At 67.0% G+C, this 16,697-nt stretch carries 28 protein-coding genes; all 28 read left to right on the plus strand.

What is annotated here, in order from left to right; genetic code table 11:
- The first annotated feature begins 200 nt into the window (after window positions 1-200).
- Complete coding sequence (locus tag ACIQTO_RS03945; RefSeq protein ID WP_402382431.1) at window positions 201-2,009, plus strand: hypothetical protein; 1,809 nt, start codon at window positions 201-203, stop codon at window positions 2,007-2,009.
- A 495-nt stretch (window positions 2,010-2,504) separates the two neighbouring features.
- Window positions 2,505-2,813 (plus strand): 30S ribosomal protein S10, encoded by a 309-nt coding sequence (gene rpsJ, locus ACIQTO_RS03950; protein WP_012785157.1) that lies wholly within the window; start codon window positions 2,505-2,507, stop codon window positions 2,811-2,813.
- A 14-nt stretch (window positions 2,814-2,827) separates the two neighbouring features.
- Window positions 2,828-3,475 carry a 50S ribosomal protein L3 gene (gene rplC / locus ACIQTO_RS03955; RefSeq protein ID WP_402382434.1) on the plus strand — a complete coding sequence of 216 codons (648 nt, stop codon included), beginning with the start codon at window positions 2,828-2,830 and terminating at the stop codon, window positions 3,473-3,475.
- Window positions 3,476-3,479: 4 nt separating this feature from the next.
- Window positions 3,480-4,157 carry a 50S ribosomal protein L4 gene (gene rplD, locus ACIQTO_RS03960; protein WP_402382437.1) on the plus strand — a complete coding sequence of 226 codons (678 nt, stop codon included), beginning with the start codon at window positions 3,480-3,482 and terminating at the stop codon, window positions 4,155-4,157.
- Window positions 4,157-4,477, plus strand: a complete 321-nt coding sequence (gene rplW / locus ACIQTO_RS03965; RefSeq protein ID WP_063348967.1) for a 50S ribosomal protein L23 — start codon at window positions 4,157-4,159, stop codon at window positions 4,475-4,477. The genes rplD and rplW overlap by 1 nt, the downstream gene beginning before the upstream one ends.
- A 43-nt stretch (window positions 4,478-4,520) precedes the next feature.
- The gene (gene rplB, locus ACIQTO_RS03970; RefSeq protein WP_360631633.1) at window positions 4,521-5,357 is read left to right on the plus strand and encodes a 50S ribosomal protein L2; all 837 of its coding nucleotides are present in this window, start codon (window positions 4,521-4,523) and stop codon (window positions 5,355-5,357) included.
- An 11-nt stretch (window positions 5,358-5,368) separates the two neighbouring features.
- On the plus strand, window positions 5,369-5,650 hold the full coding sequence (gene rpsS / locus ACIQTO_RS03975) for a 30S ribosomal protein S19 (protein WP_030055821.1): 282 nt from the start codon (window positions 5,369-5,371) through the stop codon (window positions 5,648-5,650).
- A 50-nt stretch (window positions 5,651-5,700) separates the two neighbouring features.
- Window positions 5,701-6,048 carry a 50S ribosomal protein L22 gene (gene rplV / locus ACIQTO_RS03980; protein ID WP_360631630.1) on the plus strand — a complete coding sequence of 116 codons (348 nt, stop codon included), beginning with the start codon at window positions 5,701-5,703 and terminating at the stop codon, window positions 6,046-6,048.
- Window positions 6,048-6,872, plus strand: a complete 825-nt coding sequence (gene rpsC, locus ACIQTO_RS03985; protein ID WP_402382441.1) for a 30S ribosomal protein S3 — start codon at window positions 6,048-6,050, stop codon at window positions 6,870-6,872. The genes rplV and rpsC overlap by 1 nt, the downstream gene beginning before the upstream one ends.
- 5 nt (window positions 6,873-6,877) lie before the next feature.
- Entirely contained in the window at window positions 6,878-7,297 is a 420-nt protein-coding gene (rplP, locus tag ACIQTO_RS03990; RefSeq protein WP_030055824.1) for a 50S ribosomal protein L16, read from the plus strand.
- The gene (rpmC, locus tag ACIQTO_RS03995; protein WP_063348970.1) at window positions 7,297-7,521 is read left to right on the plus strand and encodes a 50S ribosomal protein L29; all 225 of its coding nucleotides are present in this window, start codon (window positions 7,297-7,299) and stop codon (window positions 7,519-7,521) included. The genes rplP and rpmC overlap by 1 nt, the downstream gene beginning before the upstream one ends.
- Complete coding sequence (gene rpsQ / locus ACIQTO_RS04000) at window positions 7,521-7,793, plus strand: 30S ribosomal protein S17 (RefSeq protein WP_030055826.1); 273 nt, start codon at window positions 7,521-7,523, stop codon at window positions 7,791-7,793. The genes rpmC and rpsQ overlap by 1 nt, the downstream gene beginning before the upstream one ends.
- 102 nt (window positions 7,794-7,895) lie before the next feature.
- Complete coding sequence (gene rplN / locus ACIQTO_RS04005; protein WP_030393301.1) at window positions 7,896-8,267, plus strand: 50S ribosomal protein L14; 372 nt, start codon at window positions 7,896-7,898, stop codon at window positions 8,265-8,267.
- 15 nt (window positions 8,268-8,282) lie between these two features.
- The gene (gene rplX / locus ACIQTO_RS04010) at window positions 8,283-8,594 is read left to right on the plus strand and encodes a 50S ribosomal protein L24 (protein ID WP_402382755.1); all 312 of its coding nucleotides are present in this window, start codon (window positions 8,283-8,285) and stop codon (window positions 8,592-8,594) included.
- The gene (rplE, locus tag ACIQTO_RS04015) at window positions 8,594-9,163 is read left to right on the plus strand and encodes a 50S ribosomal protein L5 (protein WP_030300393.1); all 570 of its coding nucleotides are present in this window, start codon (window positions 8,594-8,596) and stop codon (window positions 9,161-9,163) included. The genes rplX and rplE overlap by 1 nt, the downstream gene beginning before the upstream one ends.
- Window positions 9,164-9,167: 4 nt before the next feature.
- Window positions 9,168-9,353: a type Z 30S ribosomal protein S14 gene (locus ACIQTO_RS04020; RefSeq protein ID WP_030393303.1), complete on the plus strand. Its 186-nt coding sequence runs from the start codon at window positions 9,168-9,170 to the stop codon at window positions 9,351-9,353.
- A gap of 269 nt (window positions 9,354-9,622) precedes the next feature.
- Window positions 9,623-10,030: a 30S ribosomal protein S8 gene (gene rpsH / locus ACIQTO_RS04025; RefSeq protein ID WP_030232489.1), complete on the plus strand. Its 408-nt coding sequence runs from the start codon at window positions 9,623-9,625 to the stop codon at window positions 10,028-10,030.
- A 22-nt stretch (window positions 10,031-10,052) separates the two neighbouring features.
- A complete protein-coding gene (gene rplF / locus ACIQTO_RS04030) occupies window positions 10,053-10,592 on the plus strand; it encodes a 50S ribosomal protein L6 (RefSeq protein ID WP_402382445.1) in 540 nt (179 codons plus the stop codon).
- Between the two features lie 3 nt (window positions 10,593-10,595).
- Window positions 10,596-10,979, plus strand: coding sequence for a 50S ribosomal protein L18 (gene rplR, locus ACIQTO_RS04035; protein ID WP_360631627.1), 384 nt, complete (start codon window positions 10,596-10,598; stop codon window positions 10,977-10,979).
- 48 nt (window positions 10,980-11,027) lie between these two features.
- Window positions 11,028-11,651 carry a 30S ribosomal protein S5 gene (rpsE, locus tag ACIQTO_RS04040; protein WP_030055834.1) on the plus strand — a complete coding sequence of 208 codons (624 nt, stop codon included), beginning with the start codon at window positions 11,028-11,030 and terminating at the stop codon, window positions 11,649-11,651.
- Window positions 11,651-11,833, plus strand: coding sequence for a 50S ribosomal protein L30 (rpmD, locus tag ACIQTO_RS04045; protein WP_030300409.1), 183 nt, complete (start codon window positions 11,651-11,653; stop codon window positions 11,831-11,833). Before rpsE ends, rpmD begins: the two co-directional genes overlap by 1 nt.
- 2 nt (window positions 11,834-11,835) lie before the next feature.
- On the plus strand, window positions 11,836-12,288 hold the full coding sequence (gene rplO, locus ACIQTO_RS04050; protein ID WP_402382448.1) for a 50S ribosomal protein L15: 453 nt from the start codon (window positions 11,836-11,838) through the stop codon (window positions 12,286-12,288).
- A gap of 319 nt (window positions 12,289-12,607) precedes the next feature.
- A complete protein-coding gene (gene secY / locus ACIQTO_RS04055) occupies window positions 12,608-13,918 on the plus strand; it encodes a preprotein translocase subunit SecY (RefSeq protein ID WP_380577782.1) in 1,311 nt (436 codons plus the stop codon).
- Window positions 13,918-14,571, plus strand: a complete 654-nt coding sequence (locus tag ACIQTO_RS04060) for an adenylate kinase (RefSeq protein ID WP_402382451.1) — start codon at window positions 13,918-13,920, stop codon at window positions 14,569-14,571. The genes secY and ACIQTO_RS04060 overlap by 1 nt, the downstream gene beginning before the upstream one ends.
- Before the next feature lie 131 nt (window positions 14,572-14,702).
- The gene (map, locus tag ACIQTO_RS04065) at window positions 14,703-15,542 is read left to right on the plus strand and encodes a type I methionyl aminopeptidase (protein ID WP_402382454.1); all 840 of its coding nucleotides are present in this window, start codon (window positions 14,703-14,705) and stop codon (window positions 15,540-15,542) included.
- A gap of 138 nt (window positions 15,543-15,680) precedes the next feature.
- Window positions 15,681-16,106, plus strand: coding sequence for a large conductance mechanosensitive channel protein MscL (gene mscL / locus ACIQTO_RS04070; RefSeq protein WP_402382457.1), 426 nt, complete (start codon window positions 15,681-15,683; stop codon window positions 16,104-16,106).
- A gap of 191 nt (window positions 16,107-16,297) precedes the next feature.
- Window positions 16,298-16,519 carry a translation initiation factor IF-1 gene (gene infA / locus ACIQTO_RS04075; protein ID WP_003956442.1) on the plus strand — a complete coding sequence of 74 codons (222 nt, stop codon included), beginning with the start codon at window positions 16,298-16,300 and terminating at the stop codon, window positions 16,517-16,519.
- A gap of 33 nt (window positions 16,520-16,552) precedes the next feature.
- Window positions 16,553-16,666 (plus strand): 50S ribosomal protein L36, encoded by a 114-nt coding sequence (gene rpmJ / locus ACIQTO_RS04080; protein ID WP_003956441.1) that lies wholly within the window; start codon window positions 16,553-16,555, stop codon window positions 16,664-16,666.
- Window positions 16,667-16,697: the final 31 nt, after the last annotated feature.

The following is a 16,697-nucleotide window of genomic DNA, read 5'->3' on the forward strand; positions in this document are numbered from 1 at the left end:
TGAGCGACCGCCCCGGGTGCACCTGGTGATCGATCCGGTGCGCACCGGGGCGTCTTGCTAGCGTGTCGCCCGTGGGCGGGTCGTTCGGGTACGGCGGCCGTCCTGCGCAGAGGGCGCCGGTGGGTGCCCGCCGACTTCGCTCGCACCGGCGAGCCGACCCGACCCCGCGGCAGTCTGCCGCTTCACGGAAGCGAATTGACATGACGGATTTGGCCCCGGACGTCGTCGGTGGCCCCGCCGCGGCGCCCCAGGGAGTGAACGGCACCGCGTCGTCCGGTGACTCGACGGCCGCCCGCCCGGGCGGCCGCTCCCGGTGGACCGAGAAGCGCTGGTTCCTCCCGCTGGCCGAGGTCGTGGTCAGCGTGCTCGCGGGCGTCGGCTTCATGGCGCTCTGCCAGCACATCAGCGTCAACCCGATCAGCCGGGTCGGTCAGGTCAGCGGCCTCGCCAAGATCCAGCAGTACGCGGCCCTGCTCGGCATCCCGGTGCTCGCGGCGCTGCTCTTCCTGGCCTACCGCGGCACGCTGCGCCACTACCAGATCGCCCAGCGGCTGGTCTGCGCGGCGCTCGCGGGCCTGGCCACGGGTGTGGTGGCCGGCGGCATCGCCGTCGCGCTGCACGGCACCCCGTGGGGCCTGGGCGGCCAGGAGGGCGACCCGGGCAACCTCATGGGCATGGCCAACGACATGATGCGGGGCAAGGGCCTGCCGGGTGTCTACCCGCCGCTGTTCCCGGCCCTGCTGGCCGTCTGGGCCAAGCTCTTCCACAACGGCATCCCCGGCGTCGGCCACGCGCTGAAGGACCTCCAGCTGATCCTCAGCGCGCTGGTCGGGCCGATGGCCTACCTCTCCTGGCGGATGCTGCTGCGCCCGTTCTGGGCGATGGCCGTCGCGGTCCCGACCTCGATCGTCTTCCTCGACCCGATCCGCCCGTACAGCCACGGCTCGATGCTGGTGCTGCTGCCGCTGCTGGCCGCCTGCTTCCGGGAGATCCGCCGGGCCGACGAGCTGTCCACCCGTTCGGCGGCGCTGCGCGGGCTGGGCTTCGGCGCCGCGTTCGGCGTGATGTTCCTCTGGTACTCCGGCTGGTACCTCTGGGCCGCGCCCGGCTCGTTCATCCTGGGCCTGATGCTGTTCCCGTGGCGCCGCGGCCGCGCCGCGATCACGCGCGCGCTGGTCTTCCTCGGCGTGATGCTCGCCACCGCCGCGGTGATCGGTGCCCCGCTGCTCTACCAGCTGGCCCGCCTCGGCGCGTCCACCATGGACCGCTACGCGTACATCAACACCTACATCGACCCGGCGTACGTCCTGGGCTGGGCCTCGGACCGCTCCGGCGGGCTGACCTACCACAACTGGCCGGAGTCCGGCGAGCTGGCCGGCCAGAGCGGCTTCGCGGTGCTGCTGCTGCTCGGCGTCGGGATCGGCGTGGGGCTGGGGCTGCGCAACATCATCGTCCGGACGGCCGGCTTCGTGCTGGCCGGCGCCTGGCTGCTGCGCTTCTGGTTCGCCTCGCACATGGAGCACAACCAGGCCGTCCAGCTCTACCCGCGCACCACCTGGATCATCTACTACTGCCTGATCATCCTGGCCGTCCTCGGTGTGATGCTGACCTACCAGCGCGTCTTCGGCTGGGTCCGCGGCACCCTGGAGGCGCTGAGCCCGGCCCGGGCCGTCCGGATCTCGCCGCGCGTCCTGGCCCAGGTGGCGGCCGGCCTGGTCTGCGCCGTCGCCCTGTTCGCGACGATGGGCGGCTCGTGGTCGGCCAACCGGTTCATGCCGTCCACCAACCCCGGTGTCGAGGACATGGGTCTGGACGCCTGGCGGGCGCACATCCAGCAGCTCGACAACGGCGACTGCCCGAAGTACTCGCCGTACAAGGGCGTGAAGGCGTGCAACCCGATCAACATGGGGCTGTCCGAGTACACCTTCGGCCCGGACGAGAACAAGCTGTGGTGCGCCAACAGCGGTAGCGACTACACCGTGGTCTGCGGTCGGCCGCCGAAGAACTGACCGAGTGCGGCGACCACCCCGATCGGGGCCGGCGAGGGAGACCTCACCGGCCCCGATTGGCTTTGTCGCTGCTCCATGTGGCAGTATGTCCAAGTTGCTCGGTTGAGTGCCGATGCTACGCGCCTCCCGCCGGGAGGACTGGAAGCGAGTCCCATGTACTCGTCGTTCCCGTGATGGCCGTTCATGTGTTCACGTGAAATGTGTGAATGCAGTGGTGTGAAGTCGACACCGCGGCAGCTGCGGGGCGGACGTACGGGAATCTTCCGGGAAGCGTGGGCGGGGCCTCGATCCGGCGCCTGGTGGGTGCAAGACCTCACCGATCCAGTGGGAAATCCGCAAGGGGGAGACCTCGTGTCGGATTTTTTGCAGGCGGACGTGCGACACGCCCGACCGCGTGGGTCGGAGGCAACCATCCAGGGGTGCCACCGGACACAGTCCACCCGGACGAATCCGGCCGCAGAAGCAGCAGACGACACAAAGGACTACTGAGTAGCCATGGCGGGACAGAAGATCCGCATCCGGCTCAAGGCCTACGACCACGAGGTGATTGACTCCTCGGCGAAGAAGATCGTCGAGACTGTCATTCGCACTGGTGCGCAGGTCGCGGGCCCGGTGCCGCTGCCCACTGAGAAGAACGTGTACTGCGTCATCCGCTCGCCGCACAAGTACAAGGACTCGCGCGAGCACTTCGAGATGCGCACTCACAAGCGTCTGATCGACATCCTCGACCCCACGCCGAAGACGGTTGACTCGCTGATGCGTCTCGACCTGCCGGCTGGTGTCGACATCGAGATCAAGCTCTGAGAGGCACACCGAAGATGGCTAAGCAGATTAAGGGCATCCTGGGCGAGAAGCTCGGCATGACCCAGGTCTGGGACGAGAACAACCGGATCGTTCCGGTGACCGTCGTCAAGGCTGGGCCCAATGTCGTGACCCAGGTCCACACCGCCGACAGTCCGGCCGGCTACGACGCCGTCCAGATCGGTTTCGGCGAGATCGACCCCCGCAAGGTGAACAAGCCCCTCGCGGGTCACTTCGCCAAGGCCGGCGTCACCCCGCGCCGCCACCTGGTCGAGCTCCGTACGACGGACGCGTCCGAGTACACCCTCGGCCAGGAGATCACCGCGGAGCTGTTCGATGCGGGTGTCAAGGTCGACGTGACCGGCACCTCCAAGGGCAAGGGCTTCGCCGGTGTCATGAAGCGCCACAACTTCCGGGGCCTCGGCGCCGGTCACGGTGTGCAGCGCAAGCACCGCTCGCCCGGCTCGATCGGTGGCTGCGCCACCCCGGGTCGTGTGTTCAAGGGCGTACGGATGGCCGGCCGGATGGGCCACGAGCGCGTGACCACCCAGAACCTGACCATCCATGCCGTTGACGCGGAGAAGGGGCTGCTCCTGATCAAGGGCGCAATCCCGGGCCCGAACGGCGGCCTCGTCCTCGTCCGCACTGCGGCGAAGGGGCTGTGAGGATATGAGCACCATTGACATCCTGTCGCCCTCGGGCGACAAGACCGGCAGCCTCGAGCTTCCGGCCGAGATCTTCGACGCCAAGGTCAGCGTTCCGCTGATGCACCAGGTCGTCGTGGCGCAGCTCGCTGCGGCCCGTCAGGGCACCCACAAGACCAAGACGCGTGGCGAGGTCCGCGGTGGCGGCAAGAAGCCGTACCGTCAGAAGGGCACCGGCCGCGCCCGTCAGGGCTCGACCCGCGCCCCGCAGTTCGCCGGCGGTGGCGTCGTGCACGGTCCCGTGCCGCGTGACTACTCGCAGCGGACCCCGAAGAAGATGATCGCCGCCGCCCTGCGCGGTGCGCTCACCGACCGGGCCCGCCACAACCGCATCCACGTCGTCTCCGACGTGATCGCGGCCGAGGCGCCGTCGACCAAGGCCGCCAAGGGTCTGTTCGGCAAGATCACCGAGCGCAAGAACATCCTCCTCGTCGTCGAGCGTGCCGACGAGGTGGGTCTCAAGAGCGCCCGCAACCTGCCGAACGTGCACATCCTGGACGCCGGCCAGCTGAACACCTACGACGTGCTCGTCTCCGACGATGTGGTCTTCACCCAGGCCGCCTTCGAGCGTTTCGTGGCGGGTCCCGCCGCGTCCGCCAAGGCCGTGGCTGCTGAGGGCGAGCTCGAAGGGAGCGCCGCCTGATGGCTGCAGAGATCACGAGCAAGACGTTCACGGACCCCCGCGACGTCCTGGTGAAGCCGGTCATCTCCGAGAAGAGCTACTCGCTCCTCGACGAGAACAAGTACACGTTCGTCGTGTCGCCCGGTGCCAACAAGACCCAGATCAAGCAGGCCGTCGAGGCGGTCTTCTCGGTCAAGGTCGAGTCCGTCAACACGCTCAACCGTCAGGGCAAGCGCAAGCGCTCCAAGACGGGCTTTGGCAAGCGCAAGGACACCAAGCGCGCCATCGTGACGCTGGCTGAGGGCAACCGCATCGACATCTTCGGTGGTCCGGTCTCCTAACGGGGATCGTGATCGTCGATAAGGACGAGGACGAGAGAGCCAAATGGGCATCCGCAAGTACAAGCCGACTACGCCGGGCCGTCGTGGCTCCAGCGTGGCCGACTTCGTAGAGATCACGCGGTCCACGCCGGAGAAGTCGCTGGTTCGCCCCCTGCACAGCAAGGGCGGCCGTAACAACGCCGGTCGGATCACCGTTCGCCACCAGGGTGGTGGACACAAGCGCGCCTACCGCGTGATCGACTTCCGTCGTCACGACAAGGACGGCGTGCCGGCCAAGGTCGCGCACATCGAGTACGACCCGAACCGCACCGCGCGCATCGCGCTCCTGCACTACGCGGACGGCGAGAAGCGCTACATCATCGCGCCGCGCGGCATCGCGCAGGGTGACCGGGTCGAGAACGGCGCAGGCGCCGACATCAAGCCCGGCAACAACCTGCCGCTTCGCAACATCCCGGTCGGTACGACCATCCACGCGGTGGAGCTGCGTCCCGGTGGCGGTGCCAAGATGGCCCGCTCCGCCGGTGCCGGCATTCAGCTGCTGGCGCGTGAGGGCAAGATGGCGCACCTGCGCATGCCCTCCGGTGAGATCCGCCTGGTCGACGCGCGCTGCCGCGCGACCGTCGGCGAGGTCGGCAACGCCGAGCAGTCGAACATCAACTGGGGCAAGGCCGGCCGTATGCGCTGGAAGGGCGTTCGCCCGACCGTGCGTGGTGTGGCCATGAACCCGATCGACCACCCGCACGGTGGTGGTGAGGGTAAGACCTCCGGTGGTCGCCACCCGGTCTCGCCGTGGGGCCAGAAGGAGGGTCGCACTCGTAGCCCGAAGAAGGCTTCGAACGCCCTCATCGTGCGCCGCCGCAAGACCAACAAGAAGCGCTAGGAGCAGGTCAGATGCCGCGCAGTCTCAAGAAGGGCCCCTTCATTGACGGCCACCTTCTCAAGAAGGTGGACGCGCAGAACGAGGCGGGTACCCAGAACGTCATCAAGACCTGGTCCCGTCGCTCCGTGATCTTCCCGGCCATGCTCGGCCACACGATCGCGGTTCACGATGGCCGTAAGCACGTCCCGGTGTTCGTCACCGAGTCGATGGTCGGCCACAAGCTCGGCGAGTTCGCGCCGACGCGTACCTTCCGCGGTCACGTCAAGGACGACCGCAAGTCGAAGCGTCGCTAGTCGCCAGCGAGATTACCGACTCAATGACTTACACCAGCAAGGGGACAACCATGGAAGCCAGGGCCCAGGCGCGGTACATCCGCGTCACGCCCATGAAGGCCCGCCGCGTGGTGGACCTCATCCGTGGCCTGAACGCCACGGAGGCCCAGGCGGTCCTGCGTTTCGCTCCGCAGGCCGCTACCGTGCCGGTCGGCAAGGTGCTCAACAGCGCCATCGCCAACGCCGCGCACAACTACAACCACTCCAACGTGGACGACCTCGTCATCAGCGAGGCGTACGTTGACGAGGGCCCGACCCTGAAGCGGTTCCGTCCGCGCGCCCAGGGCCGTGCCTACCGGATCCGCAAGCGGACCAGCCACATCACCGTGGTCGTCAGCAGCAAGGAAGGGACCCGGTAATGGGCCAGAAGGTTAACCCGCACGGGTTCCGCCTCGGCATCAGCACGGACTTCAAGTCCCGCTGGTACGCCGACAAGCTGTACAAGGACTACGTCAAGGAAGACGTTGCCATTCGTCGCATGATGACGAAGGGCATGGAGCGCGCCGGCATCTCCAAGGTCGAGATCGAGCGCACCCGCGACCGCGTCCGCGTCGACATCCACACCGCCCGCCCCGGCATCGTCATCGGCCGCCGCGGCACCGAGGCCGACCGCATCCGCGGCGACCTCGAGAAGCTGACCGGCAAGCAGGTCCAGCTGAACATCCTCGAGGTCAAGAACCCCGAGCTGGACGCCCAGCTCGTGGCTCAGGGCGTCGCGGAGCAGCTGTCCTCCCGCGTCTCCTTCCGCCGTGCCATGCGCAAGTCGATGCAGGGCACCATGAAGTCCGGCGCCAAGGGCATCAAGGTCCAGTGCTCCGGTCGTCTCGGCGGCGCCGAGATGAGCCGTTCGGAGTTCTACCGCGAGGGCCGTGTGCCGCTGCACACCCTGCGCGCGAACGTCGACTACGGCTTCTTCGAGGCCAAGACGACCTTCGGCCGCATCGGCGTGAAGGTCTGGATCTACAAGGGCGACGTCAAGAACATCGCCGAGGTCCGCGCTGAGAACGCCGCTGCCCGCTCGGGCAACCGTCCGGCCCGTCCCGAGGGTGGTCGTCCCGCCCGCGGTGGCGAGCGCCGTGGTGGCGAGCGCGGTGGCCGTGGCCGTCGTCCCGCCGGCACCGAGGGCCAGGCCCCGGTCGCCGCCGAGACCCCGGCTGCCGAGAACACCGGAACGGAGGCCTGACCGCAATGCTGATCCCCCGTCGGGTCAAGCACCGCAAGCAGCACCACCCCAAGCGCCGCGGCGCTGCCAAGGGTGGCACCGAGCTCGCCTTCGGCGAGTACGGCATCCAGGCCGTCACCCCGGCCTACGTGACGAACCGGCAGATCGAGTCCGCTCGTATCGCCGTCACCCGTCACATCAAGCGTGGCGGCAAGGTCTGGATCAACATCTACCCGGACCGTCCGCTCACCAAGAAGCCGGCCGAGACCCGCATGGGTTCCGGTAAGGGTTCGCCCGAGTGGTGGATCGCGAACGTGCACCCGGGTCGGGTCATGTTCGAGCTGTCGTACCCCAACGAGAAGGTGGCTCGTGAGGCGCTGACCCGCGCAGCTCACAAGCTCCCGATGAAGTGCCGGATCATCCGGCGCGAGGCAGGTGAGAGCTGATGTCGGCCGGCACCAAGGCTGCTGACCTCCGCGAGCTGGACAACGAGGGTCTCGTTGCCAAGCTCCGTGAGGCCAAGGAGGAGCTGTTCAACCTCCGCTTCCAGGCGGCGACCGGGCAGCTCGACAACCACGGACGGCTCAAGCTCGTCCGTAAGGACATCGCGCGGATCTACACCCTGATGCGCGAGCGCGAGCTGGGCATCGAGACGGTGGAGAACGCCTGATGACTGAGAACACCAACGAGACGCGCGGTTTCCGCAAGACCCGTGAGGGCCTCGTCGTCAGCGACAAGATGGACAAGACCGTCGTCGTCGCCGTCGAGGACCGCGTCAAGCACGCGCTGTACGGCAAGGTCATCCGCCGTACGAACAAGCTGAAGGCGCACGACGAGGCGAACGCCTGCGGCATCGGCGACCGGGTCCTCCTCGCGGAGACCCGCCCGCTGTCCGCGACGAAGCGCTGGCGCGTCGTCGAGATCCTCGAGAAGGCCAAGTAACGAAGTTGATGCGGTACGGCCGTATGTGCACCAGGCCCCTCGTGGGCGCTGGTGTGAGCAGCGGCCGGCCCGTCAGCTCTCGTTGACGATCAGGAGAAAGCTGTGATCCAGCAGGAGTCGCGACTGCGTGTCGCCGACAACACGGGCGCGAAGGAAATCCTTTGCATCCGCGTTCTCGGTGGTTCCGGTCGCCGCTACGCCGGTATCGGGGACGTCATCGTCGCCACCGTCAAGGACGCGATCCCCGGCGGTTCGGTGAAGAAGGGTGACGTCGTCAAGTGCGTCGTCGTCCGTACCGTGAAGTCGCGCCGTCGTCCCGACGGTTCGTACATCCGGTTCGACGAGAACGCCGCTGTCGTTCTCAAGAACACCGACGGTGACCCCCGCGGTACCCGCATCTTCGGCCCGGTGGGCCGCGAGCTGCGCGACAAGAAGTTCATGAAGATCATCTCGCTTGCGCCGGAGGTGCTCTAACCCATGGCGAACAGCATGAAGATCAAGAAGGGTGACCTGGTCCAGGTCATCACCGGCAAGGACCGCGGCAAGCAGGGCAAGGTCATCAAGGCCATGCCCGCCGAGAACAAGGTCCTCGTCGAGGGTGTGAACCGGGTCAAGAAGCACACCAAGCCGGGTCCGGGTACTCAGGGTGGCATTGTCACCGTCGAGGCCCCGGTGCACGTCTCCAACGTCCAGCTGGTCGTGGAGAAGGACGGCAAGAAGGTCGTCACCCGCGTGGGCTACCGCTTCGATGACGAGGGCAACAAGATCCGCGTTGCCAAGCGAACCGGTGAGGACATCTGATGTCTGAGACGTCTGTTGAGAAGGTGACCCCCCGTCTCAAGGAGCGTTACAACTCCGAGATCAAGGGTCAGCTGCAGGAGCAGTTCTCGTACGAGAACGTCATGCTGACGCCCGGCCTGGTCAAGGTCGTCGTCAACATGGGTGTCGGCGAGGCCGCCCGTGACAGCAAGCTGATCGAGGGCGCGATCCGCGACCTGACCGCGATCACCGGTCAGAAGCCGGCCGTGACCAAGGCTCGCAAGTCCATCGCGCAGTTCAAGCTGCGCGAGGGCCAGCCGATCGGCACCCACGTCACCCTCCGTGGTGACCGCATGTGGGAGTTCCTGGACCGTCTGGTGTCGCTGGCCCTGCCGCGTATCCGTGACTTCCGTGGTCTCTCCCCCAAGCAGTTCGACGGCCGTGGCAACTACACGTTCGGTCTGACCGAGCAGGTCATGTTCCACGAGATCGACCAGGACAAGGTCGACCGTCAGCGCGGTATGGACATCACCGTCGTGACCACCGCTCAGACCGACGACGAGGGCCGGGCGCTCCTGCGCGCTCTGGGCTTCCCGTTCAAGGAGGCGTGAGCCAATGGCGAAGAAGTCCCTCATCGCGAAGGCCGAGCGGAAGCCGAAGTTCGGCGTCCGGGCCTACACCCGGTGCCAGCGCTGCGGTCGTCCGCACTCGGTGTACCGCAAGTTCGGCCTCTGCCGTGTGTGCCTCCGTGAGATGGCCCACCGCGGCGAGCTGCCGGGCGTCACCAAGAGCTCCTGGTAATCAGGACCTCGCGGTAACGCCATAGCGAAGCAGGTGTGCCCGATCCCACAGCGCCCCTTTTTTGGGGCTACGTACGGGAATCCCGTAAGGTAGTGAGGTCGGGCCCCCTGTCGCGGGAGCTCCATAGCTGCCGTCGACCCTCTTCGAGGGCTCGCACCCAGTCTTACGACGCCGCAGGTCCCCTGCGTCTGTGCCCCTGCCGCACTCCTCGGAGTGCGGCGGGGGGACCTGGCGCGGAGAAACCACGGCGAGAGAGGCCTGAGGCCATCATGACCATGACCGACCCCATCGCAGACATGCTCACGCGTCTGCGTAACGCGAACTCGGCGTACCACGACACCGTGGCGATGCCGGCTAGCAAGATCAAGGCGCACGTCGCCCAGATCCTGCAGCAGGAGGGGTACATCTCCTCCTACAAGGTTGAGGAGCCCGTTGAGGGCGAGGTCGGCAAGAAGCTGACCATCGAGCTCAAGTTCGGTCCCAACCGTGAGCGCTCGATCGCTGGCATCAAGCGGATCAGCAAGCCGGGCCTGCGGGTCTACGCAAAGTCCACCAACCTGCCGAAGGTGCTCGGCGGCCTGGGCGTGGCGATCATCTCCACGTCTTCCGGTCTCCTCACCGACAAGCAGGCTGCCAAGAAGGGCGTAGGCGGAGAAGTTCTCGCCTACGTCTGGTAATTCGGGAAACGGAGGTACAGCAATGTCGCGCATTGGACGGCTGCCCATCCCGGTTCCCGCCGGCGTGGACGTCACCATCGATGGCCAGGCGGTCTCGGTGAAGGGCCCGAAGGGCTCCCTCACCCACCTCGTCGCCGCGCCGATCGAGATCGGCAAGGGCGAGGACGGCACGCTGCTCGTCACCCGCCCCAACGACGAGCGTATGTCGAAGGCCCTGCACGGCCTTTCCCGCACGCTGGTGGCGAACATGATCACCGGCGTGACCGCGGGCTACCGCAAGTCGCTGGAGATCAGCGGTGTTGGCTATCGAGTCCTGGCGAAGGGCTCCAACATGGAGTTCCAGCTCGGCTACAGCCACCCGATCCTGGTCGAGGCCCCGGAGGGCATCACCTTCGTCGTCGAGTCGGCCACCAAGTTCCACGTGGACGGCATCGACAAGCAGAAGGTCGGCGAGGTCGCCGCGAAGATCCGCAAGCTGCGCAAGCCCGACCCGTACAAGGCCAAGGGCGTCAAGTACGCGGGCGAGGTCATCCGCCGCAAGGTCGGAAAGAGTGGTAAGTAAGCGATGAGCGTCTCTGTCAAGATCGGCAAGGGCAACGCCTACAAGAGCGCCGCTCGCAAGCGCCGCGCCATCCGTGTTCGCAAGCGCGTCACCGGCACCGAGGTGCGTCCGCGCCTCGTGGTGACCCGCTCGAACCGCCACATGGTCGCCCAGGTCATCGACGACGCCAAGGGTCACACCCTGGCGTCGGCGTCCACCCTCGACGTGTCCATCAAGGGCGTCGAGGGCGACAAGACCGAGCTGGCCAAGAAGGTCGGGAGCCTGGTCGCCGAGCGCGCCAAGGCCGCCGGCATCGAGTCGGTCGTCTTCGACCGCGCGGGCAACCGGTACGCAGGCCGCATCGCCGCTCTGGCCGATGCTGCCCGTGAGGCCGGGCTCGACTTCTAAGCCGCTCGTCGGCTCAGTCGACGGACGTAATCGAGAGAGGTAATTCCAATGGCTGGACCCCAGCGCCGCGGTAGCGGCGCCGGCGGCGGCACCGGCGGTGGCGAGCGGCGTGACCGTAAGCGTGACGACCGGGGCAACGCCCCCGCCGTCGAGAAGACCGCTTACGTCGAGCGTGTTGTCGCGATCAACCGTGTCGCCAAGGTTGTCAAGGGTGGTCGTCGTTTCAGCTTCACCGCGCTGGTCGTGGTGGGCGACGGTGACGGCACCGTAGGTGTCGGCTACGGGAAGGCGAAGGAGGTTCCGGCCGCCATCGCCAAGGGTGTTGAGGAGGCCAAGAAGAACTTCTTCAAGGTCCCCCGTATCCAGGGCACCATCCCGCACCCGATCCAGGGCGAGAAGGCTGCCGGCGTCGTGCTCCTGAAGCCGGCTGCCCCCGGTACCGGTGTTATCGCCGGTGGCCCGGTGCGTGCCGTGCTGGAGTGCGCCGGTATTCACGACATCCTGTCGAAGTCGCTCGGCTCCGACAACGCGATCAACATCGTGCACGCCACGGTGGCCGCTCTGAAGGGCCTCGTGCGCCCCGAGGAGATCGCCGCCCGTCGTGGCCTGCCGCTGGAGGACGTGGCTCCCGCCGCTCTGCTGCGGGCTCGTGCTGCAGGGGTGAGCGCCTGATGGCTCGCCTGAAGATCACGCAGACCAAGTCCTACATCGGCAGCAAGCAGAACCACCGCGAGACGCTGCGCTCGCTGGGTCTGAAGCGCATGCACGATGTGGTCGTCAAGGAGGACCGTCCCGAGATCCGCGGGATGGCCCAGACCGTGCGTCACCTCGTCACGGTCGAGGAGGTGGACTGATTATGGGCGACTCGCCGATCAAGGTTCACAACCTGCGTCCCGCCCCGGGTGCCAAGACCGCCAAGACCCGTGTCGGTCGTGGTGAGGGCTCCAAGGGTAAGACCGCCGGTCGTGGCACCAAGGGCACCAAGGCCCGCTACCAGGTTCCGCAGCGCTTCGAGGGTGGCCAGATGCCGCTCCACATGCGCCTGCCGAAGCTGAAGGGCTTCAAGAACCCGTTCAAGATCACGTTCCAGGTTGTCAACCTCGACAAGCTGGCCGAGCTCTACCCGCAGGGTGGCGAGGTCACTGTCGAGGACCTGGTCGCCAAGGGCGCGGTTCGCAAGAACTCCCTCGTCAAGGTGCTCGGCACCGGCGAGATCTCGGTCGCGCTGCAGGTGACGGTCGACGCCGTCTCCGGCTCCGCCGCCGAGAAGATCACCGCCGCCGGCGGTACCGTCACCGAGCTCGTCTGAGCCCGCTGACTCTCCACGAGCCCCGCGCCTCCTTCACGGAGGTGCGGGGCTCGTGCGTTGTCGAAGTGGTCCGTCGCCGCCCCCAGGTGGATACGGGCCTCGTTCTTTTGTGTGGCAAAACCGGGCATCCCGTACCTCGTGAGTGGGGGAGGGGCCGTACGCGCTTCTTTCGAGTGGCCGTGCACTGTTAGAGTCCGTGGAGTTCCCTTGTAGGCTGCGCGTAGGCTCGCCTATGCCGTCTGTACGGGGGCCCGAACCGCAAACTCCCCATTAGGACCGACCCTCCCGCCGACGACGCGCGGGAGGCGCAGGAGGCACCGTGCTCAGTGCGTTCGCGCGGGCGTTCCAGACGCCCGACCTGCGCAAGAAGCTGCTGTTCACGCTGGGCATCATGGTGCTGTTCCGGCTGGGCTCGCACATTCCCGTACCGGGGGTCGATTTTCAGGCCGTCAACGAGTGTGTGAAGCAGACAAAGACGAACGGTCTGTTCGGGCTCGTCAACCTGTTCAGCGGTGGAGCGCTCCTCCAGCTGACCATCTTCGCGCTCGGCATCATGCCGTACATCACGGCCAGCATCATCCTGCAGCTCCTCACCGTCGTGATCCCGCGACTCGAGGCGTTGAAGAAGGAGGGTCAGGCCGGCACCGCGAAGATCACCCAGTACACGCGCTACCTGACGATCGCGCTCGCCGTGCTCCAGGGCACCGGCATCGTGGCCACGGCCTCCAGCGGCGCGCTGTTCTCGAACTGCTCGCTGGCCAACCAGATCGTCCCGAACCAGTCGGTGTTCCGGATCGCCGTCATGGTGATCACGATGACCGCCGGCACCACGTTCATCATGTGGCTGGGCGAGCTGATCACCGACCGCGGCATCGGCAACGGCATGTCGATCCTCATCTTCACCTCCATCGCCTCGGGCTTCCCGGGCTCGATGTGGGCGATCAAGCAGTCCGGCACCATCGGTGACGGCTGGGTCGAGTTCCTCTCCGTGGTCGCGGTCGGCGTCATCGTTGTGATGCTGGTCATCTTCGTGGAGCAGGCGCAGCGGCGGATCCCCGTCCAGTACGCGAAGCGGATGATCGGGCGCCGTGCCTTCGGCGGCACCTCGACCTACATCCCGCTCAAGGTGAACCAGGCCGGTGTCATCCCGGTCATCTTCGCCTCGTCGCTGCTGTACATCCCGGCCCTGGTGGTCCAGCTGACCAGCAGTAAGGCCGACTGGGCGGTCTGGATCAGCAACCACTTCGTCAAGGGTGACCACCCCGTCTACATGGCCACCTACTTCCTGCTGATCGTCTTCTTCGCCTTCTTCTACGTCGCCATCTCCTTCAACCCCGAAGAAGTTGCCGACAATATGAAGAAGTATGGTGGGTTCATCCCGGGCATCCGGGCCGGCCGGCCGACGGCCGAGTACCTGAACTACGTGCTCACCCGCATCACGTGGCCGGGTTCGCTCTACCTGGGCCTGATCGCGTTGATCCCGATGATCGCCCTGGTCGCCTTCGGACAGCAGACCAACTTCCCGTTCGGCGGCACCAGCGTTCTCATCGTCGTCGGCGTCGGACTCGAAACTGTGAAGCAGATCGAGAGCCAGCTCCAGCAGCGCAATTACGAAGGGTTCCTCCGCTGATGCGTATCGTCCTCGTCGGGCCTCCCGGGGCCGGGAAGGGTACTCAGGCGCACGTGCTCGCCAAGACCCTGTCCATCCCCCACATCTCCACCGGCGACCTGTTCCGCGCCAACATTGGTCAGGGCACCCCGCTGGGGCTCGAGGCCAAGAGCTACATGGACGCGGGTCGCCTGGTGCCGGATGAGGTCACCATCGGGATGGCCAAGGACCGCATGCTCCAGCCCGATGCCGCCAACGGCTTCCTGCTCGACGGCTTCCCGCGCAACCTTGGCCAGGCCAAGGCGCTGGACGAGTTCCTGGCCGAGCAGGGCATCGTGCTGGACGGCGTGCTGGACCTGGAGGTCCCCGAGGACGAGGTCGTCCGCCGGATCGCCGGCCGTCGCCTGTGCCGCAACGACGGGGGCCACGTCTTCCACGTGGACTACAACCCGCCGAAGGCCGAGGGCGTCTGCGACGAGTGCGGCGGCGAGCTGTACCAGCGCTCGGACGACACCGAGGAGAAGGTGCGGACGCGGCTGGAGGTCTACCACACGGAGACCGAGCCGATCATCGACTACTACGCCCAGCAGGGCCTGGTGGCGACGATCCCCGCGCTCGGCAAGGTGGACGAGGTCACCCAGCGCGCGATCGAGGCGCTGAAGCAGGACAACTGACAGTACCGAGCGACGCCGTACGGCCGCGCCGCCCCTCGCCGGGGCGGCGCGGCCGTACGGCGTCGTACGGTGGAACGAGTGCACGGCCGCCCGGCAAGGACCGGGCGGGAATCCAAGGAAGGCGTGACCAGATGGTGGAGATCAAGACCCCCGAGCAGATCGCGAAGATGCGGGTGGCCGGGCTGGTCGTCGCCGAGGCGCTGAAGGCCTGCCGGGAGGCGGTCGCTCCGGGGGTGAGCACCCAGGAGCTGAACGACATCGCCGACAAGGTCATCACCGGCCACGGCGCCACCTCGAACTTCCGCGCCGACCACGGCGGGCTCTGGTTCCCCGGGGTGATCTGCGCCTCGGTGAACGACGAGGTCGTCCACGGCATCCCCGGTGACCGGGTGCTGCGGGAGGGCGACGTCATCTCGATCGACTGCGGCGCCATCGTGGACGGCTGGCACGGCGACGCGGCGATCACCGTGGCGGTCGGCGAGGTCCGGCCCGAGGTGGAGATGCTCAGCCGGGTCACCGAGGGCTCGATGTGGGCCGGCATCGCCCAGATGAAGAAGGGCAACCGCCTGGCGGACGTCTCCAAGGCGATCGAGGGCTTCATCCGCCGCCAGCCGCTGCCGCCCAAGGGCAAGTGGGGCATCACCGAGGGCTACGGCGGCCACGGCATCGGCACCGCGATGCACATGGAGCCGCACGTGCTGAACTACGTCGAGCGGGGCCGGGGCAAGGGCCCCAGGCTGATCCCCGGCACCGTGCTGGCGATCGAGCCGATGGTGTCGCTGGGCACCCCGCACACCAAGGTGCTGGAGGACGACTGGACCGTCGTGACCACCGACGGCACCTGGGCCTCGCACTGGGAGCACTCGGTGGCCGTGACCGAGCAGGGCCCGCTGGTGCTGACGTCCTTCGACGGCGGCCGCGCCGAACTCGCGAAGCTGGGCATCACCGCAGCTCCGGACCCCCTCGGGTAGTCCCGGAGGCGGTCAACTGCCGCGTCCGGGAAGGGATCGGAGCCCTGGAGGTTTGGACCTCCAGGGCTTTTGTCCTATTTTTATCGGCTGGCGGTGGTCTCAGTGGCCGCAGCGGCTTCGATCAAGCAGGAGAGTGCAGTGCTCAAGGGATTCCGCGACTTCATGATGCGCGGCAACGTGGTCGACATGGCCGTCGGTGTGGTCATCGGTGCGGCCTTCACCGGGGTGGTGACCGGCTTCGTGTCGGCGTTCCTCACCCCGCTGGTGGGCGTCGTGGTCGGCGCCGCCGGCGACTTCAGCTCGTACAAGGCCAACCTCGGCGGGGTCATCTTCCCGTGGGGGCAGTTCCTCAACGTGCTGATCGCGTTCCTGATGACCGCCGCGGTGCTGTACTTCTGCGTCGTGCTGCCGGTGACCAAGGCCACCGCCCGGTACCTGCCGAAGAAGCCGAAGGCCCCGAAGCGCCCCTGCCCCGAGTGCCTGACCGAGATCCCCCAGGCGGCGCGCCGCTGCGCGGCCTGCACCGCCCACGTCGAGCCGCTGGTGGTCACCGCGGGCCTGTGACGCCGGCCCCGCGGCGCGGCGCCGGCCGGCCTCGTTTTGGCCCATCGGACGCGCTGGCGTAGGATGGACCGTCGGCTCACTCGTAGCGTGCTCCAGCACGCCCTCTTCCCCCTCGGGGGATGGGGTGGACCCAGGTTCGCACGAGCGTTCCGCATACGGTAGCCGGTCCCGGAAGGTGGATCTCGCAGTTCATGGCTAAGAAGCAAGGCGCCATTGAGATCGAGGGCACCGTGATCGAGTCTCTTCCGAACGCGATGTTCAAGGTCGAGCTGCAGAACGGTCACAAGGTCCTCGCGCACATCAGTGGCAAGATGCGCATGCACTACATCCGCATCCTGCCGGACGACCGGGTCGTGGTGGAGCTCAGCCCCTACGACCTGACGCGTGGCCGGATCGTCTACCGCTACAAGTAAGAACGTCAGATCTAGACCCGGAGAACCTGAAGCATGAAGGTCAAGCCGAGCGTCAAGAAGATCTGCGACAAGTGCAAGGTGATCCGCCGTCACGGCCGGGTCATGGTGATCTGCGACAACCTGCGCCACAAGCAGCGCCAGGGCTGATCAGTTCTCCCCAGCATTTCTCGTAGTACTT

Source organism: Kitasatospora sp. NPDC091207 (assembly GCF_044768625.1).
Classification (GTDB): domain Bacteria; phylum Actinomycetota; class Actinomycetes; order Streptomycetales; family Streptomycetaceae; genus Kitasatospora.

Excerpts from the sequence above, each read along its gene's own strand:
- ACIQTO_RS03945 (WP_402382431.1), top strand. The coding sequence starts at position 201 with ATGACGGATTTGGCCCCGGACGTCGTCGGTGGCCCCGCCGCGGCGCCC.
- rpsJ (WP_012785157.1), top strand. The coding sequence starts at position 2,505 with ATGGCGGGACAGAAGATCCGCATCCGGCTCAAGGCCTACGACCACGAG.
- rplC (WP_402382434.1), top strand. The coding sequence starts at position 2,828 with ATGGCTAAGCAGATTAAGGGCATCCTGGGCGAGAAGCTCGGCATGACC.
- rplD (WP_402382437.1), top strand. The coding sequence starts at position 3,480 with ATGAGCACCATTGACATCCTGTCGCCCTCGGGCGACAAGACCGGCAGC.
- rplW (WP_063348967.1), top strand. The coding sequence starts at position 4,157 with ATGGCTGCAGAGATCACGAGCAAGACGTTCACGGACCCCCGCGACGTC.
- rplB (WP_360631633.1), top strand. The coding sequence starts at position 4,521 with ATGGGCATCCGCAAGTACAAGCCGACTACGCCGGGCCGTCGTGGCTCC.
- rpsS (WP_030055821.1), top strand. The coding sequence starts at position 5,369 with ATGCCGCGCAGTCTCAAGAAGGGCCCCTTCATTGACGGCCACCTTCTC.
- rplV (WP_360631630.1), top strand. The coding sequence starts at position 5,701 with ATGGAAGCCAGGGCCCAGGCGCGGTACATCCGCGTCACGCCCATGAAG.
- rpsC (WP_402382441.1), top strand. The coding sequence starts at position 6,048 with ATGGGCCAGAAGGTTAACCCGCACGGGTTCCGCCTCGGCATCAGCACG.
- rplP (WP_030055824.1), top strand. The coding sequence starts at position 6,878 with ATGCTGATCCCCCGTCGGGTCAAGCACCGCAAGCAGCACCACCCCAAG.
- rpmC (WP_063348970.1), top strand. The coding sequence starts at position 7,297 with ATGTCGGCCGGCACCAAGGCTGCTGACCTCCGCGAGCTGGACAACGAG.
- rpsQ (WP_030055826.1), top strand. The coding sequence starts at position 7,521 with ATGACTGAGAACACCAACGAGACGCGCGGTTTCCGCAAGACCCGTGAG.
- rplX (WP_402382755.1), top strand. The coding sequence starts at position 8,283 with ATGAAGATCAAGAAGGGTGACCTGGTCCAGGTCATCACCGGCAAGGAC.
- rplE (WP_030300393.1), top strand. The coding sequence starts at position 8,594 with ATGTCTGAGACGTCTGTTGAGAAGGTGACCCCCCGTCTCAAGGAGCGT.
- ACIQTO_RS04020 (WP_030393303.1), top strand. The coding sequence starts at position 9,168 with ATGGCGAAGAAGTCCCTCATCGCGAAGGCCGAGCGGAAGCCGAAGTTC.
- rpsH (WP_030232489.1), top strand. The coding sequence starts at position 9,623 with ATGACCATGACCGACCCCATCGCAGACATGCTCACGCGTCTGCGTAAC.
- rplF (WP_402382445.1), top strand. The coding sequence starts at position 10,053 with ATGTCGCGCATTGGACGGCTGCCCATCCCGGTTCCCGCCGGCGTGGAC.
- rplR (WP_360631627.1), top strand. The coding sequence starts at position 10,596 with ATGAGCGTCTCTGTCAAGATCGGCAAGGGCAACGCCTACAAGAGCGCC.
- rpsE (WP_030055834.1), top strand. The coding sequence starts at position 11,028 with ATGGCTGGACCCCAGCGCCGCGGTAGCGGCGCCGGCGGCGGCACCGGC.
- rpmD (WP_030300409.1), top strand. The coding sequence starts at position 11,651 with ATGGCTCGCCTGAAGATCACGCAGACCAAGTCCTACATCGGCAGCAAG.
- rplO (WP_402382448.1), top strand. The coding sequence starts at position 11,836 with ATGGGCGACTCGCCGATCAAGGTTCACAACCTGCGTCCCGCCCCGGGT.
- ACIQTO_RS04060 (WP_402382451.1), top strand. The coding sequence starts at position 13,918 with ATGCGTATCGTCCTCGTCGGGCCTCCCGGGGCCGGGAAGGGTACTCAG.
- map (WP_402382454.1), top strand. The coding sequence starts at position 14,703 with ATGGTGGAGATCAAGACCCCCGAGCAGATCGCGAAGATGCGGGTGGCC.
- infA (WP_003956442.1), top strand. The coding sequence starts at position 16,298 with ATGGCTAAGAAGCAAGGCGCCATTGAGATCGAGGGCACCGTGATCGAG.
- rpmJ (WP_003956441.1), top strand. The coding sequence starts at position 16,553 with ATGAAGGTCAAGCCGAGCGTCAAGAAGATCTGCGACAAGTGCAAGGTG.